Genomic DNA, 16,505 nt, shown 5'->3' on the forward strand with positions numbered 1-16,505 from the left:
CTTTTACTCCCTCTTGCACCACTCCTTCCAGGTGCGCCGAGCCACCCAGGCAATCACCAGCGACACCAGTCCCAGCCACCCCAGCTCCAGCCCCTCGGGGTGTCGCACCGCGCAGACCCCGACGAGCAGCCCCGCCAGCAAGACCAGGGGCATGGCCAGTCCCTGGTGGAAGCGGGGCACCTCCGAGCTCGGCCATGAGCCATCCTCCGCACGCGCCCGCCGTCCCACCGCGACCAGTCCCCGCGCCACCCCCAGCAGGAAGAGCGCGTACCCGGAGCCCCACACCACCTCGGTGTGGAGGCTCATGGCTGCGGCTGCTCCGGCCCCCCCTCCACGCGCGTGAAGAGCGGAGCGGGCACTGGCCCGGTGTGCTCCGCGGCGGGCACGCGGTGGCGCACGCCCCGCCAGCACAGCAGCAGCAGGGGCAGGATGCCGCCCACGATGAAGAGGGCGTCCCCGGGCAGCCGCATCCACTCCAGCAGCGCCACCCGATCGCTGGTGAGGAAGTCGAGCTGGCGCGCCTCGTAGTAGCCGCGGGTGACGGACTCGTGGAGCTGCAGCACGCCCAGCGGGAAGAGGTTGGCGAACACCATCCACGCCAGCCCGAGGTTGAGCGACCAGAAGCTGAGCTTCGCGGCCCGCTCGGACCAGCGCTCCTCGGGGACCAGGTAGCGCAGCGCGAACAGCGCCAGCGCCACCGCCAGCATGCCGTAGACGCCCATCATCGCCGCGTGGCCGTGGTTGGCCGTCAGCGCGGTGCCAATCTCGTAGTACGACACGATGGGCAGGTTGATGAGGAAGCCGAAGATGCCAGCGCCCAGGAAGTTCCAGAAGCCCACCGAGACCAGGAAGAGAATGGACCAGCGGTGGGGGAAGGGCGTGCGGGACTTCGCTCCCTGCTCGCGGCCAAGCCGCACGAAGCTCCAGGCCTCCACGGTGAGGAAGGTGAGGGGGATCACCTCGGCGGCCGAGAAGAAGGCGCCCAGCGCCATGTGCTCCACCGGCGTGCCGGAGAAGTACAGGTGGTGCATGGTGCCGATGACGCCGCCCGCCGAGTACAGGATGATGTCCAGGTAGATGACACGCAGGGCCACCCGCTCGGACACCACGCCCAGCAGCACGAAGATGTAGGCCACCATGAGGGTGGTGAAGAGCTCGAGGAAGTCCTCCACCCACAGGTGCACCACCCAGAAGCGCCAGAAGTCGGTGATGGTGAAGTGCGAGTCGGGCCGGGCCAGCAGGCCCACCGCGTAGAAGGCGGGGATGGCCAGCGCCGCGTAGAAGAACAGCCACGGCATGTTGCCGCGATGTTCGGTGCGCAGCCTTTTCCGCAGCACGCGGAACAGCAGCCCCACCCAGAAGAGCAGCCCGAGCGACAGCAGCACCTGCCAGAAGCGCCCCAAGTCCAGGTACTCGAAGCCCTGGTTGCCGAACCACACGCTGGATGTCCACCCGTGGATGCCAGCGAACTCTCCGGCGAGGCTGCCGAACACCACCACCGTGAGCGCTGCCAGCAACCCGTAGGCGAGCCAGTGCTGCCCGCGCGGCTCATGGCCTGCCACCATCGGCGCGAGGAAGATGCCGGCGGCAAGGAACGAGGTGGCCACCCAGAGCAGGGACAGCTGCACGTGCCAGGTGCGCGCGAGGTTGAAGGGCAGGATGGCGGCCAGGTTGAAGCCGAAGAAGCCGGTCAGCTCCGCGCGGTAGTGCTGCGTGGCGCCGCCCAGCAGGGCCTGCATCAGGAAGAGCACCGCCATGACCAGGAAGAACCACGCGCATGCGCGCTGGGACGGGGTGAGCGTCACCTCACCGGGACGGCGGAAGGACACCGTCTGGTGTTCGCGCTCGTGCCAGCCAAGGAAGTTCCACCGGCCGAAGGCGGCCATCAGCAGGCCGATGCCTCCCAGCAGGGCGATGAGCGACAGCACGCTCCACACCACCATGGCGCCCGTGGGGCCATTGCCCACGCGCGGCTCCGGGGGCCAGTTGTTGGTGTACGAGTAGTCGAGCCCCGGGCGCCGGGCGGAGGCGGCCCACGCCGTCCAGGCGAAGAAGGCGGTGAGCTGCCGGGTCTCCTTCGGGTCCGTGATCGCGCCCGGCCGCAGCCCCTGCTCGGTGGTCGGCGCGGAGAAGGTGGCATGGTAGTGCGCGGCCAGGTGCTCGAAGGCGTCAGCCTGCTCCGGGGTGAGGACGAGCGTGCCCGTGGCCGGCTCGTACCGGTTCTGCTGGAAGTCCTGCACGGTGCGCGCCGCCGCCGCCGCATCCTGCTCGCCCCCGAGCCGCTCGCGCACGAAGAGGGCGGAGCGGCGCAGGTAGTCCGCGGTGTAGTCCGGCCCCAGGTAGCCGCCATGGCCGAACACCGAGCCGTACTGCATCAGCCCGTTGCGCAGGAAGATGCCCTGGCCGGCCAGGATGTCCTCCCCGGTATAGACGGGCCTGCCCTCCGGGGTGACGGTCCGCTGGGGAATGGGGGCGCTGTCCGTGTAGGTGCTGTACGCGAGCAGCCCCAGGACGAAGAAGCCGAACAGAACCACCAGGAGGGCGGCCTGCACCCAGCCCTTGGCGAGGAGGAATTCGCGGCGGTGCGGCTCTGCGGCCATGGGGCTGCCTTGGGTCAGGTGCAAGGGCCGGATCCTTCGCGGTCCATCGCACCACCATGGCGAGCATGCTTCGTTGTACGCAAGCGCTCTCAAAGAGCGCTGAAGGGCCTCTGTCCAGTGGAGTGCGGAACCCTAGGTGCGTTGGATTGGCCAGGCGATGGTGAGCAGGATGGCGCTCTGTTCCACGGCTTCAACGTCGTGCGGAACAGAAGCTGCGAGCCCCAGCAGGCAGCCCGTGGGGAGGTCCACCACCTGGCTGCCCAGCTTCAGAAGGACGTGCCCCTCCAGGGTGTGAATGGAGATCCGCCCCTGGGTCTTGTGTTCTCCCAGGGTGGCTCCTTGCTTCAAGGCAATGAGGACCACGCGCAGGTCGGGATACTTTACCAAGGTCTTGGCATTGTGCCCGCCCGCCCGCCACGGGGCTCCTTGCCGGAGATCCTCTATCTCCTTGGCCAGATCCGCTCGAAGAAGCGGGGCGCCCAGGTGACGAGATTCCCCTTCTACATGGTGCTCCAGAGAATACCCTTCCTCAATCCGCTCCATCGGTTCTCCTCCTGGGGAGAGTGTCCCTGCGTGAAGTTATTGGCTTCGGCGGCAGGGAGAGAGCGGCGAGCGGGGCCCCGTGCACCGGGTTGCCTCCAAGCTGCCTGTCCGGGGAATCAAGGCAGCAGCGCGGCCTTGGCTTCGCGGACGTAGCGGCCCTTGGGGAACTCTCGCAGGTAGCGCCGGTACTCGGCGGTGGCCTCCGCCGGGGCCAGTCGCTCCTCGAAGCACCGCGCCCGCAGGTAGCGCGCCTGTTCGCGGAACTCGCGGACCGCGCTGCGCTCGGCGATCTCCGCCAGCCCTACCAGGAAGCTCTCACACGTCTTGGCGTGGAGCTGATCCCGGGCATGCCAGAGGAAGCGCGCGTCCGCGGTGCCCTGCATCGGCGCGCCCGGCTCCGGGGGCTCCCAGGGAGACGGCGACGGGAGCCCCTGGCCCACGTCCGAGGTTGAGGGCGAGGAGGCCAACACGCCCGGCTCCACCGGCTCGGGACTCGTGGGCACAGGGTAGGGTGGGAGCTCCGAGCCTGACGCTTCCGCGCCAGAGGAGGGTGCGCCCGCCACGGGCGGTGGTGTCTCCTCCGGGGCCGCGCCAGCGGAGGGAGCAGGCTCGGTGGGAACAGCCGTGTCTGGAGTTGTCTCGGCCGCCCTTCCCGTGGGGCGTGACGGGGCCGCGGCCTCCACAGGCCTCGATCCCAGCTCCAGGAAGGCCTGTCGATCCCGGGCAGAGAGGGCTCGCGTCCTGGTGGTGCGCTGAGCCGAGCGCACCTCGAGGCGCTCTCCGGCGCTGACGAACCTGGGCAGCTGGCCCTTGGCCTCGACGCGCACCTTCCCCTCGCTGACGGCCACGACCGCACCGCTCGGCGTGCACTCGACGGAGAAGACAGTCCCCACCACGGAGGCCCGCACGCCCGCCGCCTCCACGGTGAACCCTTGTCGCGCCGCATGCGAGGCCTGCACGGCGAGCCGACCGCGCGTCACCGTGAGGTGCACATCCTGAGCCTCGGTGCGCGCCAGCGTCACCTCCGAGTCCGGGGACAGCCTCACGCGGCTCGCGTCCGGCAGCCGCAGCAGGGCGCTGGACTTCGCACGCGTCCGCACGGAGGCACCGGAGCGGAGCTGGGCTCCCGCCACGAGCGAGCGCTCCGGGACATCCGGCTCACGGATCCACGCGCCCGAGGCACTCTCGACGTGCGTGGCAAGGACGGGAGCCTGCGGAGGCTCCACCGCCGGAGCAGGCGAAGGCTCCACCGCGGGGGCAGGCACCTCATGGATCTCGGGGCTCACCGGCGCGGGGCGCTCCTCGCGGACCGCCACGGGCGCGCTCGACGGGGCGAGGGGCGCCACGGGGCGGAGCACCACGAAGGCGAGCACGGCCGCCAGGGCCCCCACGGTGACCAGGGCCCACGGCCACCGAGGCTGCCGCTCGAGCCGGGCCAGCTTGCGCGCCGCGGCGGTCTGGATGCGGTCATCCACCTCGCTCCAGCGCACTGCGGGCGCGTCCGTCTGCACCGTGCGGAGCAGGGACTGCGCCTGACGCACATCCACGAGCTTCCGGGTGCACTCCGCGCAGCCGGCCACGTGCTCGGCCACGCGGGCCCGCTCTTCCGCCTTGAGCTCGTCCGAGGCGAAGGCCCACAGCGCCTCGGTCTCATGGCGAGCCATGGGAGCCTCCCGCGCGGGGCTTGTCGAGCAGACGGTGCATGGCCTCGGTGAACTCCAGCCGCGCGTGGTGGAGGCGGCTGCGGACAGTATTGACCGAGCTTCCCACAGCCTCGGCGATCTCGTCGGGGCTCATCCCACACAGCTCGTAATAGACGAAGACGATGCGCTTCTTGGGCTTGAGCCGCTCCAGCGCCAGCTCCACCAGCCGGGCGGCCTGCCGCCGGGCGGCCTCCCGCTCGGGATCCTGTCCTGGGGCTTGGACGTCAGGAGGCGTCGCCATGGAGTCCTCTGGCCGCCGTCGCTTCCATCGCAGGTGGGAGAGCGCCACGTTGGCGCACACCCGATAGAGGAAGGTGCGGAAGCGCGACTCCCCTCGGAACCCCTTCACCGCCGACAGCAGCCGCAGGTACGTCTCTTGGAGCAGATCCTCCACCTCGGTCCGGTTGCCCACGAGGTGGCTCAAGGTGCGAGCCGCATCCACACGCGTCAGGTGGTAGAGGCGATCAAAGGCGGTGACGTCGCCCTCCTGGAGGCGCCGGACGAGCGCGAGGAGCTGGGCCTCGTCCGCGGGCTGCGTGGGCACGGGCTCCAGGCCGAGCCGCTGCCCGAGTGCCGGCGCCGTCTCCAGGGAACGCGGTCCGCGGAAGAACAACCGAATCCCCCCATGCGTGGTGAGCGAGGCGAGCAGCCGCTCTCGGAGCCTTCCTTCGCCCGTTTGGATGGTCCAAGCCAGCACATTACCTCCATGCCTCTGGGTCTCCGCATGGGGGCAAAGCGATCAAAAAGAATTTTGATCAATTTCGGGCGGCTCGGAGACCAAGCCTGCCGAACCGATGACGGTTGGCCGGACCGCCTCCTTCGGAGCACCCCCATGCCCAAAGCCCCCATCCGCCTGTCCTGGCTGGTGTCCCTCCTCGCACTCGGATTGTTCTCCGGGTGCACCATCACTGAGTACGCAGACCACGGAGACTGGTGCGAAGACGACTCCCACTTCTGTACGGACGCCAGCGACTGTCACTCGGACCAGCACTGCCGCAACGGGACGTGTCGAGATGTCCCGGACGACGCGGAGCGGTGCACGACGAACTGGGACTGCGGCTACCAGGAGACCTGCATCGACGGCGTGTGCTGTGAGTCCTGCGACCGGGACTCGGACTGCGACAACAACGGCTCGTGCGGCAACGACAACTACTGCGATCCGCGGCCCCAGCCCAGGCCGGATGCCGGGACGCCGTGGCCGAAGCCGGATGCGGGCCCCGCCCCGAGGCCGGACGGTGGTTCCTGCCAGCAGCCGCCGCCCCCGCCGCCGCCTCCTCCTGCGGGCTGCCGCCAGAACAGTGACTGCGGCTATGGCAACTACTGCATCAACGAGACCTGCTACGAGGGGTGCACCACGAACTCGCAGTGTGGCGCGAACGAGTCGTGCCAGTCAGGCCTGTGCAGGCCGGGCTCGCCCAACCAGTGCGTCAACAATGCCCAGTGCCCCGCCGAGCAGGACTGCGTGGACGGCCAGTGCCGCGCGCACTGCACCTCCAACACGCAGTGCCCGTCCGGCCAGGTGTGCCAGATCGGCTACTGCTTGCCGAGCACGGGCAACGGCACCGCCTGCACGGTCAACTGTGACTGCCCCTCGGGGCAGCGCTGCCTGAACGGGTACTGCGCGCCCTAGCGCGGAGAGCTCAGGGACGGCCCGCGCGGGGAGCCACCATGCGCCAGCACCGGTGGATCTCCTTGCGCTGGAAGTCCTCGGGGAGGGAGGCGGGGGTCAGCTCCTCCACCTCCAGCCCCCGGGTGGCGTCGTCGTCGAGCTCGAAGCCGAGGAAGTTGGTGGAGAAGTAGAGGACGCCGCCGGGCTCGAGCACGGCGCGGAGAGCAGCCAGCAGGCGAGGGTGGTCTCGCTGGACGTTGAACGAGCCGCTCATGCGCTTGGAGGTGGAGAACGAGGGCGGATCGCAGACGATGAGCTCGTAGCGATCGGGCTCCTCTCGCTGGGCCTCCAGCCAGGGCAACACGTCCGCGCGGACAAGTGCGTGGCGGGAGTCCGCCAGGCCGTTGAGCACGAGGTTCTCCTCGGCCCAGTCGAGGTAGTTGCTGGAGAGATCCACGGTCACCGTGCTCTTGGCGCCCCCGGCTGCGGCGTAGACGGTGAAGGCGCCCGTGTACGCGAAGAGGTTGAGGAAGCGCTTGCCCTTGGCTTCCTCGCGGACGCGTGCGCGCGTGAGCCGGTGGTCCATGAAGAGGCCGGTGTCGAGGTAGTCGCCGAGGTTCACCCAGAACTTGAGGCCCTGCTCCTCGACGACGAAGCGCTCGCTGCCCTGGCCCATCTTCTCGTACTGCTTGCGGCCCCAGGGCTGGGGAGTGTGCGTCTTGACGTGGATGCGCTCGGGGGGAACCTCGAGCACGGCGGCCACGGTGGCGAGCACCTCCGCGCGCTGAGTCTCCACGGAGCCTGCCTGGAGGGCACGGCGGCGAGGGTACTCCACGAGGTGCACCCGCTCCCCGTACAGATCCACGGCGTAGGGGTACTCGGGGATGTCCCGGTCGTAGACGCGGAAGCAGGTGAGGCGGTGCGAGTGCGCCCACTTCCGGAAGTGCCGGGCGTTCTTGCGGAGCCGGTTCTCGAACATACCTGCTGGATTCTGTGGTGCGTGCTTACCCTGTGGAGTAGCCATGCCCAAGCGACCCTCTTCCCTGGAAACCGCTGCCCCCCTCATTCCTGAGTCCCCGACATTGGACAAGCTCCGCGAAGCCGCGGCGGGCTGCCAGGCGTGATCCAGGATCTGCGGGGAGTGGCGGATGTTCTCCACGGACTGGGAGCGGGGGAGGGTGTGTCTGCGCACCCATGACGGTTCGAGGCGACTGTGGTAGGCCCCGGGGCATGCGCTTCGACACGCTCGCCATTCACGCCGGCCAGGAGCCGGACCCCACCACCGGCGCCATCATGACGCCGGTCTACATGACCTCCACCTACGTCCAGGACGGACCGGGGGAGCACAAGGGGTATGAGTACAGCCGCACCCAGAACCCCACTCGCAACGCGCTCCAGGACTGCCTCGCCGCGCTGGAGAACGCGAAGTTTGGCGCCGCCTTCGCCTCGGGCCTGGCCGCCACGGATGTGCTGATGCACATGCTGGACGCGGGGGACCACGTCGTCGTCTCGGATGACGTGTACGGCGGCACCTTCCGCATCTTCGACAAGGTCTACAAGCGCCACGGGCTCACGTTCTCCTTCGTGGACCTGTCCAAGCCGGAGAACTTCGAGGCGGCGATTACTCCGAAGACGAAGATGGTGTGGGTGGAGAGCCCCACCAACCCGATGCTCAAGCTCATCGACCTGGCGCGGATCGCCGAGGTCGCGAAGAAGCGGGGCATCATCTCCGTGGCGGACAACACCTTCATGACGCCGTACTTCCAGCGCCCGCTGGACCTGGGGTTCGACGTCGTCACCCACTCCACGACGAAGTACCTCAACGGCCACAGCGACGTGATCGGCGGGTTCTCGGGCACCAGCCGCCAGGACATCGCGGAGAAGATGTACTTCCTGCAGAACGCGGTGGGCGGCGTGCCGGGGCCGATGGACAGCTTCCTGGTGCTGCGCGGCCTGAAGACGCTGCACGTGCGCATGGATCGGCACGCTCAGAACGCGATGAAGGTGGCCCAGTACCTCGCGACGCACCCCAAGGTGCAGAAGGTCACCTACCCGGGCCTCGAGTCGCACCCGCAGCACGCCCTGGCGCGCAAGCAGATGAAGGGCTTCGGCGGGATGCTGACGTTCGACATCAAGGGCGGGCTGGAGGCGGCGCGGACGTTCTTGAAGACGGTGAAGGTGTTCGCCTGCGCCGAGTCGCTCGGTGGGGTGGAGTCCCTCATCGAGCACCCGGCGATCATGACCCACGCCTCCGTGCCCAAGGAGACGCGCGAGAAGCTCGGCATCGCCGACGGCTTCATCCGCCTCTCCGTGGGCATCGAGGACGCGCAGGACCTCGTGGACGATCTGGCCCAGGCGCTCGACGCGGCGAAGTGACCCGCGTCGCAGGAGGATGGGCAGGAGAAGGGACCTCGCTCCTGCTCAGCTTCCTCAGCGCTTCTTTGGCGTCTTCCGTGCGGGGATCTTCCGGGCCACTCGCTTCACGGCCTTCTTCGCCGCTGTGGCCACACGTCCCACCGTCTTTCCTCCGCGCGTGGGGGCCTTGGCCTTGGGGCTCGTCCGGGTCTGCCTTGCCGAAGCCGTCTTTCGGACCGCTGTCTTCTTGGCTGCGGCCTTTCGGGCCGGTGCCCGGCGCTTCCGGGCCGGTGCCTCGGCTTGCAGGGCCTCTTGCTCCCGGCGCTTCCGGGCGGCGCGCTCCTGGAAGAGCCTCACCGTCTCGGCGTTCTTCCGGCCATAGTGCAGTCCCTGCTGGGACTCCGCGAGCGGGACGGCCTCACCCTTCTGGGCTGTAGCGGCCTTGAGCGTGTCGGACGGCGTCGCGCGCTCCGGCGGCTCGCGCTTGGGAACCTGAAAGTGATCGAAGCTGTATCCTCGCGCCATGAGCTCCTCCTGGCATTCAAGCTAAGGAGCGCTGGGCCAGGTGTTGAAACCTCCTCGGGCACGGCAGGAGGGCAAGGGAGCAAGCTCGCCCCCGTCGCGCGCTGACCCTGCCATGGGTCGGAGAGCCCTGTTCGAGGCCGGGACGGTGCCTACCTTGGCGGGCATGAATCCAGTCAAGATCTACACGAAGTCCAGCTGCCCCTACTGCACGCTGGCCAGGCAGCTGCTGGACGAGAAGGGCGTCCGCTACGAGGAGATCTCCATCGAGAGGGACGCCTCCAAGCGGGACGAGATGATTGCCGCCTCCAATGGAAGGAAGACGGTGCCGCAGATCTTCATCGCGGGCCGCCACGTCGGGGGCTGCGACGATCTCTACAAGCTCGAGGAGGCCGGAGATCTCGATCCGATGCTCGGGCTCGGAGTCCAGCCGGGCGTCTGAGCTCCTCCCCCGGAGCGGCAGGGAGGGCCGGTTCCATCTTCCCGGCCCTCCGTGCGGAAGCCATCACCAAGGCGCTCAGGCCCCGGTGCGGTGCAGGTAGTCGATCAGATCGATCTTGGTGACGATGCCGACGACCTTCTCGCCCTCCTTCACCACCGCCACGTTGTCCTGCGCGAAGATCTCCCGCAGCCGGTTGAGGCTCGTGTCCGGGGAGATGGCGCCCTGCAGCGGCGCCACGATGGCGTCGATCGGGTCGCTGAACTTCACCCGGTTGGCCACCAGCGCGTTCAGCAAGTCATACTCGTGGACCATGCCCACCGCGCGGCCCTCGCTGTTGAGCACCGGCATCTGGCTGATGCCGTGCTTGCGCATGTGCTCCACCACCAGGTTCACCTTGTCGCCCTTGCGCGCGGTGAGCACCTCGCGACGCTTGTCCCCGAGGATGTCCCGCACCGTCCCGACGCCCTTCTCCTCCATGAAGCCGTTGTCGCGCATCCACTCGTCCGAGTGGAACTTGCTGATGTAGGCCATGCCGGAGTCCGGCAGCACCACGACGATCGTCTTCCCCTTGCCGACCTCCTTGGCCAGCTGCACCGCCACGTGCACCGCCGCCCCGGAGGAGCCGCCCGCGAAGATGCCCTCCTCGCGCGCCAGCCGCCGCGCCGCGACGAAGGACTGCCGGTCATCCACCTGCCGCACGTCGTCCACCACCTTGAAGTCCATGGCGGCGCACAGCATGTCCTCGCCAATACCCTCGACCTTGTACACGTGCGGGGTGGTGAGCTTGCCCGTCTTGAAGTAGCCCTCGTAGACGGAGCCCTCGGGGTCCACGCCCACGTTCTTCAGCCCGGGGATCTTCTCCTTCAGGAACTTGCCCGCGCCGCTCATGGTGCCGCCGGTGCCCAGGCCTGACACGAAGTAGTCGAACTTGCCCTCGGTCTGCTCGTAGAGCTCCGGGCCCGTCAGCTTGTAGTGGGCCTCGATGTTGTCCGGGTTGTGGTACTGGTTGAGCATGAACGAGCCCGGCGTCTCCCGGTGAATGCGCTTGGCCGTCTCGTAGTAGCTGCGCGGATCCTCGGCGGGCACGTTCGTGGGTGTCACAATCACCTGCGCGCCCAGCGCCTTCAGCCGGTTGATCTTCTCCAGCGACATCTTGTCCGGCATGGTGAAGATGCACTTGTAGCCCTTCACCGCCGCCGCCAGCGCCACGCCCATGCCGGTGTTGCCGGAGGTGTTCTCCACGATGGTGCCGCCGGGCTTGAGCTTCCCCTCCCGCTCGGCCTTCTCGAGGATGTAGAGCGCCATGCGGTCCTTGATGGACGCGCCCGGGTTCATGAACTCGCACTTGACCAGCACCGTCGCGTCGTTCGGCCCGACCATCTTGTTGAGCTTGACCAGCGGCGTGTTGCCAATGGCCGTGAGGATGCTTGCGTTGATTTCCATCGTGGTTTCCGTGGCGAGGGTTTCTGCTCTGTGCGCGGCCCTTATACGCCGCGTCCCCGACCGGGTCGACACCGGCCAGAAGCCCTGCTTCTGAGGGCAACACTTCGTGTGAAGCCGATCCTCCCGGAGCCTGGTGCCCTGCTCTTCTGTGCCGCACCAAGTCATTCGGGAGTCCGTCGCGTAGGCGATAGCCCGCGTGCCTGCCAGACGGGCCTTCGACGGGCCTTTACTGTCTCCTTTGACCCACCCTCCCCTGGCCCTCATACTGGGAGTCTCCCAACCCCTGGAGATACTGTTCGATGGAGCTCGAGGCCGCCCTGCGCGACCAGGTGGGTCAGGCCATTGGCCGCCCCGTTTCCAACGCCGCCCCTCTCAAGAAGCTCAAGGGGGATGCGAGCAACCGCTCGTACTACCGCGTCGGCACACCCCCGGAGAGCTGGGTGGTGATGGTGATGCCGCCGGACGCGACGAAGAAGAGCGAGGAGGCAACCAAGGGAGAGCCGCCCAAGGAGCTGCCCTTCCTCAATGTGCACCGGTACCTGGCGAAGCTGGGTGTCCGGGTGCCCCGCATCCTGCGCTACGACGAGCCGGCGGGGATGATGGTGCTCGAGGATCTGACGGACACGACTTTTGAGGCGGCGCTGGATGCAGGCAAGCACCGAGACGCCCTCTACGGGCGGGCGGTGGAGCTGCTGGCGCGCCTGCGAGTGGAGGCCGAGCGCCAGCCGGACCCGGAGTGCCTGGCCTTCACCCGGGCCTTCGACGAGGACCTGTACGACTGGGAGCTGCACCACTTCCGCGAGTGGGGCCTGGAGGCCTGGAGCGGCAAGCAGCCCACGGAGGCCGAGCGGGCGGAGCTGGATCGCACCTTCCGCGAGATCGCTCGCACGCTGGCGGCCGCGCCGCGCGGCTTCACCCACCGCGACTACCAGAGCCGCAACATCATGGTGAAGGAGGGCGAGCTGGTGGTCATCGACTTCCAGGATGCCCTGCAGGGCCCGCGGCAGTACGACCTGGTGGCGCTGCTGCGTGACAGCTACGTGGAGCTGGACCGGGGCTTCGTGGACACGATGCTGGATCGCTACATCGACGCCTTCGCGGACGCGGGGGGCGAGAAGATCGAGCGCGGCCCGTTCAAGGACTTCTTCGACCTGCTCACCATCCAGCGCAAGCTCAAGGATGCCGGGCGCTTCGAGTTCATCAACCGCGTGAAGGGCAACCCGGGCTTCCTGGTCTCCATCCCTGCCTCGCTGCGCTATGTGAAGGCGGCCTTCGAGCGGCGCCCGGAGCTGCGCAAGCTGCAGGAGCTGATCAGCCGGTACGTCCCAGAGCTCTCCGCATGATGCCCCCTCTATGAAGGCCATGATCCTCTGCGCGGGCCTGGGCACGCGCCTGCGCCCCCTGACCGAGCGGTGGCCCAAGCCGGCGCTGCCGTTCCTGGGGCAGCCGCTGCTGCGCTACCACCTGGCGGTATTGAAGGTGGCGGGAGTGAAGGCCGTGGGCATCAACACGCACCACCTGCCGGAGGAGATGGCCGCGACGGCCCGGGCCGAGTGCGAGCGCGCGAGGCTGCCGCTGCACATCGTCCATGAGCCCATCATCCAGGGCACGGGCGGTGGCATCCGCGGCCTGCGCGACTTCCTGTCCGAGGATGACTTCCTCGTCTTCAACGGGGACATCCTCTTTCCGGTGGATCTGCGGCCGGTGGTGGCGGCGCACCGGGACTCGGGTGCGGTGGCCACCATGGTGCTGATGCCCATGCCGGCGGATGAGAAGTACGCCGCCGTGGAGATGAATCCGGAGCGGCAGGTGCGCCGGATTGCCGGGCATGGCCCTGGGGGCGCCGCGCTGAGCCCCTGGCACTTCACGGGCGTCCACGTGGTCTCTCCGCGCGTGTTCGACTTCATGTCCGCCGAGGGCCCCGAGGACATCAACCGCGACATCTATGCGCGAGTGATGCAGGCGGGGCTGCCCGTGCACGGCGAGGTGGTGCAGGCGTACTGGTCCGATCTGGGCACGCCCTCGCGCTACCTGGCCACCGTGCGGGACGTGCTCTTCGGCCGCGTGCCTCTCGAGATGCTGGGCTGGGCATCCCCGTTCGCCGCGGCGCCTCGGGGGACGGGCAACTGGTGGGCGCACCCTGCGGCCCACCTGGGCGCTGCGAAGGTGGCAGGGCCCGCGTACTTCGGGGCGGGCTGCCTGTTGGAGGATGGAGCGCGCATCGGCTCGGCGGTGGCGGTGGGGGAGGGCGCCCGGGTGGGAGATGGGGCACGGCTCAACCGGGTCGCCGTCTTCGAGGGCACCGAGGTCGCGCCAGACGAGGAGCTGGTCGAGGTGCTCGCCTGGGGGACCCATCGAGTCCCCGCGCCGCTCGCTCCCTGAGCCCCTGACGCTGGACAGGGGCGCTTGAAGCCGCCAGCGCTCGCGAGCTGCACGGGAGGCACGAAGAGCATGCCTGTCTTGTCGGCCACGGACGGCGCATTGCCGGCGGCCTGCCAGCCGAGGAGCAGGGAGCCCTCCAGCGGGCTCTGATCGGAGAGCGCGCCCAGCGTGCCCATTACCAGCTTTCGCGTCTCGATCAGACGCAGCCGCGTCAGTTCACGGCGCAGTGCGGAGCGACGAAGAGCGATGAAGAGCTACTCTGAGCCCCTGGGCAGCGCCCACCCATCCGCGAGGCTGTGTGGCCCGGAGATCACTCGAGACACGCGCCGCTTCCGTGCGCGGAAGAGATCCTCGTAGAGCCGCAGGAAGATGTACGCGCCGAGCTCGAGCCCCTGCTCCACCTGGTACGCCGCGCGTGGATCCGCCGAGGTGAGCGGCTCGATCCACCGGTAGAACCCCTCCGCGTGGCTCAGATCGAGCACCTCGTGCGTAGGGTAGTGCGTCAGCTCTTCCTCCCGGAGCCAGCCGCGCTCCACGATCGAGCGGCCCATCCGAGCAGAGATGCCTGAGAACAGCTCCTCGATCACGCCGAGCATGGCGAGCGCCGTCGGCACGTCGTCGTGCGCGCAGACGCCCAGGAGCGTTGAGTTGAACGCGCGCACCTCGGGCCACTGCGCGCGTCGATCGATCTCGGGGATGCTGACTCCCAGCCGTGCGAGCAGGGTGAGGAACGTGCGCTCGTGGCTGCCGGAGAGATCCCCACCGCCGTGCTCATCGTGCACGTTCTCGAGGAGGCTGAGCCGCTGCTCGGCGCTTGGGAGCCGTGCCGCGAGCACCGCTATGGGGCGGGAGAAGTAGACGACGGCATGGAGGAACTGGATCTGCGTCTCGACGAAGTCCTCTTGCTCGAAGGAGCCATCGCTCAAGGCGCGCAGGTACGGACTCTCGAGCGGGGCAACCCGCGCCTTCAGCCTCTGGAGGGAGTCGCGCATGCTTCAGATCTCCGAGGTGGGCATGTGCACCCATGTGACGGCGGCCGGCCGCAGCGAGAGCCGGAGCGAGTAGACCGTGCAGACGGCGCCCGGGGTGATCCCCTGTGCGGAGAGCCAGGAGACGTGGTCGGTCAGGCGCTCATCGATCACAAAGCAGGCACTGCCGGCGAGGCCGCGGCCCACGATCGACTCCCCGCACCGCCGAAGGTAGGCGCCCCACGAGGGCTGCCACGCCTCGGGGCCCAGCGGCAGGTGGATGAGCGGCCAGGGCTGACCCGAGGAGACGAGCCGGAGATCCTTGCGGCCCGCCATCGAGCAGAGCCCCGGCTCGTCCACGCGCGCGGAGGGACCCAGGACCACACCTGGGGCGCGAGGGGGCGGCGGTGCCCGATCGAGCTCCAGTCGCGCCAGGGCTTCAGGTGAAGCGAAGTAGAGCTGCAGCCGGACGCCCGCGTTGCTCAGCCGGAAGGGGTGCGCGCCTCGAGCGGTGCTCATGACGTCGCCCTGGGCCCCTCGCATCGCGGCCCCATAGAAGAAGCGCGTCTGCCGCAGGTCGCGCTCACGGATGACCTCTCCGAGTCCGGTCTGGATGAGCCGGCGAGAGAGCCCCTGGCCGCGCTCCTCGGCCGCCACCTTGAGGTCGCAGAGGTAGAGGGCGCGGAGCTCTCGGCCGCTCACGGGGACGGGCCGCATCACGCCCGCGATGGAGCCGATGACGCGATCTCCACGAAGCGCCAGGAGGAACCGGGCCTCGCCGAGGCTTGAGAAGAACGGGTGGTACTCCGAGCCGTGATCGATGAAGAAGTGGTCCGCTCCGTCCGCGATCGGGTAGAGGATCGACTGCTCCAGGCGCCGCAGCTCCGGCACATAGGGAGCGATTCCGTTCGCGTCGGTGACGACGAAGCGGATGCGGCTCATCGCCTGTCTACCTTGGTGCCGATCTCGAATCGCTCGTAGAAGAGGCTGCGATCCCGCTCGAGGAAGCTCTCGCTCAGGGCGTCGTCGAAGACGAAGGCGGGCTCGAAGAAGCGGCGCAGCGTGCGTTGATTGTTCAGCTGGCGGAGGAGGATGCGCGCTCCCGGCTTCGCCTCGCGCACCAGCCGGTCCGCCCAGGCCGCGACGAGCGTGTCGTCCGACCAGTCGAAGATGTTCGAGAGGTGGATGAGCTCGAAGCGCTCGAGGTCTGGCACATCGAGCAGCGTTCCTTCGAACAGTGTCACCGGCAGCGCCCGCCCTGCGTGGACGTAGGCGGGGGCATCCTGTGGCAGGTAGCGTCCGAGCAGGACGTGCTGGAGGAAGGGGTTGTGGGGGCCATCGGTTCGCGCCAGCCCGCGCTCGAAGGCCTGCTGGAAGTAGCCGGGGTAGGAGCCCGGCTTCGCATGCTGGGTGGCCGAGGGGCCGAACATCGCGTGGAGGAAGCCCTCGACGAAGGTGACGGCAAACGCGGCAGGCCAGTAAGGCGAAGCGCGCCAGCGGACGAGAAGCAAGCGCCGGGCCTCCCGCGAGGTGCCGGGTGCAAAGAAGGTCTCGAGCTCCTCCTCCGTCAGCACGAACTCGAGCAGGAAGCCGCGGAGCGTGCGGAAGAGCCCTTCGAAGGTGCCGCGCTGGTTCAGCCCAGAGCGGGAGGCATCGCCGACATTGAGCCGGCTCAGCTCGCCCCGCTCCACGGCTGCCGCCTTGTCCTGCAGGTGTGCAAGCTGGGCGGGGTTGAGGTCAAAGGCGACCACGTCGAGCTGCGGGAACTCGTGCTTCAGCGAGAGCGCAGTGCAGCCGCCCGAGGCGACGAGCAGCACGGTACGGGCTCCGGTCGCGCGGACGAGCTGCGCTTCCAGCTCGGGATCTTCGCGGACGACCGCGAACTTGAGCCGACTCAACTTCCGTTCCTCCGGCCGTATCAAAAGGAAGCCCCGCTAT

Annotated in this window: 16 protein-coding genes; 5 read left to right on the forward strand and 11 right to left on the reverse strand. The window is 68.6% G+C overall.

The genetic code is table 11. From position 1 onward, the window contains the following. Nucleotides 1-3: 3 nt before the first annotated feature. The 5 genes from VD972_RS24090 to VD972_RS24110 all read right to left on the reverse strand — a co-directional run bounded on the left by VD972_RS24090 (nucleotide 4) and on the right by VD972_RS24110 (nucleotide 5,543). Nucleotides 4-306, reverse strand: a complete 303-nt coding sequence (locus VD972_RS24090; RefSeq protein ID WP_324990787.1) for a hypothetical protein — start codon at nucleotides 304-306, stop codon at nucleotides 4-6. Then, on the reverse strand, nucleotides 303-2,624 hold the full coding sequence (locus tag VD972_RS24095; protein WP_324990788.1) for a nitric-oxide reductase large subunit: 2,322 nt from the start codon (nucleotides 2,622-2,624) through the stop codon (nucleotides 303-305). Before VD972_RS24095 ends, VD972_RS24090 begins: the two co-directional genes overlap by 4 nt. Nucleotides 2,625-2,732: 108 nt before the next feature. Further along, entirely contained in the window at nucleotides 2,733-3,143 is a 411-nt protein-coding gene (locus VD972_RS24100) for a cupin domain-containing protein (RefSeq protein WP_324990790.1), read from the reverse strand. 116 nt (nucleotides 3,144-3,259) lie between these two features. Then, the gene (locus tag VD972_RS24105) at nucleotides 3,260-4,807 is read right to left on the reverse strand and encodes a FecR domain-containing protein (RefSeq protein ID WP_324990791.1); all 1,548 of its coding nucleotides are present in this window, start codon (nucleotides 4,805-4,807) and stop codon (nucleotides 3,260-3,262) included. Next, nucleotides 4,794-5,543 carry an RNA polymerase sigma factor gene (locus VD972_RS24110; RefSeq protein ID WP_324990793.1) on the reverse strand — a complete coding sequence of 250 codons (750 nt, stop codon included), beginning with the start codon at nucleotides 5,541-5,543 and terminating at the stop codon, nucleotides 4,794-4,796. The genes VD972_RS24105 and VD972_RS24110 overlap by 14 nt, the downstream gene beginning before the upstream one ends. Nucleotides 5,544-5,678: 135 nt before the next feature. Here VD972_RS24110 and VD972_RS24115 point away from each other — a divergent pair, with 135 nt between their 5' ends. Further along, entirely contained in the window at nucleotides 5,679-6,476 is a 798-nt protein-coding gene (locus tag VD972_RS24115; protein WP_324990795.1) for a DUF7107 domain-containing protein, read from the forward strand. Between the two features lie 10 nt (nucleotides 6,477-6,486). Here the strand turns inward: VD972_RS24115 and VD972_RS24120 are convergent, their stop codons facing one another. Continuing rightward, nucleotides 6,487-7,479, reverse strand: coding sequence for a class I SAM-dependent methyltransferase (locus VD972_RS24120; RefSeq protein ID WP_324990797.1), 993 nt, complete (start codon nucleotides 7,477-7,479; stop codon nucleotides 6,487-6,489). A 206-nt stretch (nucleotides 7,480-7,685) separates the two neighbouring features. Between VD972_RS24120 and VD972_RS24125 the strand changes: the two genes are divergently transcribed. Then, nucleotides 7,686-8,831 (forward strand): cystathionine gamma-synthase, encoded by a 1,146-nt coding sequence (locus tag VD972_RS24125; protein WP_324990834.1) that lies wholly within the window; start codon nucleotides 7,686-7,688, stop codon nucleotides 8,829-8,831. A gap of 54 nt (nucleotides 8,832-8,885) precedes the next feature. Here the strand turns inward: VD972_RS24125 and VD972_RS24130 are convergent, their stop codons facing one another. After that, entirely contained in the window at nucleotides 8,886-9,335 is a 450-nt protein-coding gene (locus tag VD972_RS24130; RefSeq protein ID WP_324990799.1) for a hypothetical protein, read from the reverse strand. A 163-nt stretch (nucleotides 9,336-9,498) separates the two neighbouring features. Here VD972_RS24130 and grxC point away from each other — a divergent pair, with 163 nt between their 5' ends. After that, nucleotides 9,499-9,774: a glutaredoxin 3 gene (gene grxC / locus VD972_RS24135; RefSeq protein WP_324990800.1), complete on the forward strand. Its 276-nt coding sequence runs from the start codon at nucleotides 9,499-9,501 to the stop codon at nucleotides 9,772-9,774. A gap of 75 nt (nucleotides 9,775-9,849) precedes the next feature. Here the strand turns inward: grxC and VD972_RS24140 are convergent, their stop codons facing one another. Then, a complete protein-coding gene (locus VD972_RS24140) occupies nucleotides 9,850-11,217 on the reverse strand; it encodes a pyridoxal-phosphate dependent enzyme (RefSeq protein WP_324990802.1) in 1,368 nt (455 codons plus the stop codon). Between the two features lie 299 nt (nucleotides 11,218-11,516). Here VD972_RS24140 and VD972_RS24145 point away from each other — a divergent pair, with 299 nt between their 5' ends. Then, entirely contained in the window at nucleotides 11,517-12,560 is a 1,044-nt protein-coding gene (locus tag VD972_RS24145) for an aminoglycoside phosphotransferase family protein (RefSeq protein WP_324990804.1), read from the forward strand. 10 nt (nucleotides 12,561-12,570) lie between these two features. Then, nucleotides 12,571-13,599, forward strand: a complete 1,029-nt coding sequence (locus VD972_RS24150) for an NDP-sugar synthase (RefSeq protein ID WP_324990806.1) — start codon at nucleotides 12,571-12,573, stop codon at nucleotides 13,597-13,599. Between the two features lie 254 nt (nucleotides 13,600-13,853). Here VD972_RS24150 and VD972_RS24155 read toward each other — a convergent pair whose 3' ends face one another. Genes VD972_RS24155 through VD972_RS24165 form a run of 3 tightly spaced genes read right to left on the reverse strand, consistent with a single transcriptional unit; the run spans nucleotide 13,854 to nucleotide 16,465 of the window. After that, nucleotides 13,854-14,591 (reverse strand): iron-containing redox enzyme family protein, encoded by a 738-nt coding sequence (locus tag VD972_RS24155; RefSeq protein WP_324990808.1) that lies wholly within the window; start codon nucleotides 14,589-14,591, stop codon nucleotides 13,854-13,856. A 3-nt stretch (nucleotides 14,592-14,594) separates the two neighbouring features. Then, a complete protein-coding gene (locus VD972_RS24160) occupies nucleotides 14,595-15,509 on the reverse strand; it encodes a GNAT family N-acetyltransferase (RefSeq protein ID WP_324990810.1) in 915 nt (304 codons plus the stop codon). Beyond that, nucleotides 15,506-16,465: a DUF3419 family protein gene (locus VD972_RS24165; protein ID WP_324990812.1), complete on the reverse strand. Its 960-nt coding sequence runs from the start codon at nucleotides 16,463-16,465 to the stop codon at nucleotides 15,506-15,508. The genes VD972_RS24160 and VD972_RS24165 overlap by 4 nt, the downstream gene beginning before the upstream one ends. Nucleotides 16,466-16,505: the final 40 nt, after the last annotated feature.

The sequence above is a fragment of the Hyalangium sp. genome (assembly GCF_035629615.1).
Taxonomy (GTDB): domain Bacteria; phylum Myxococcota; class Myxococcia; order Myxococcales; family Myxococcaceae; genus Hyalangium.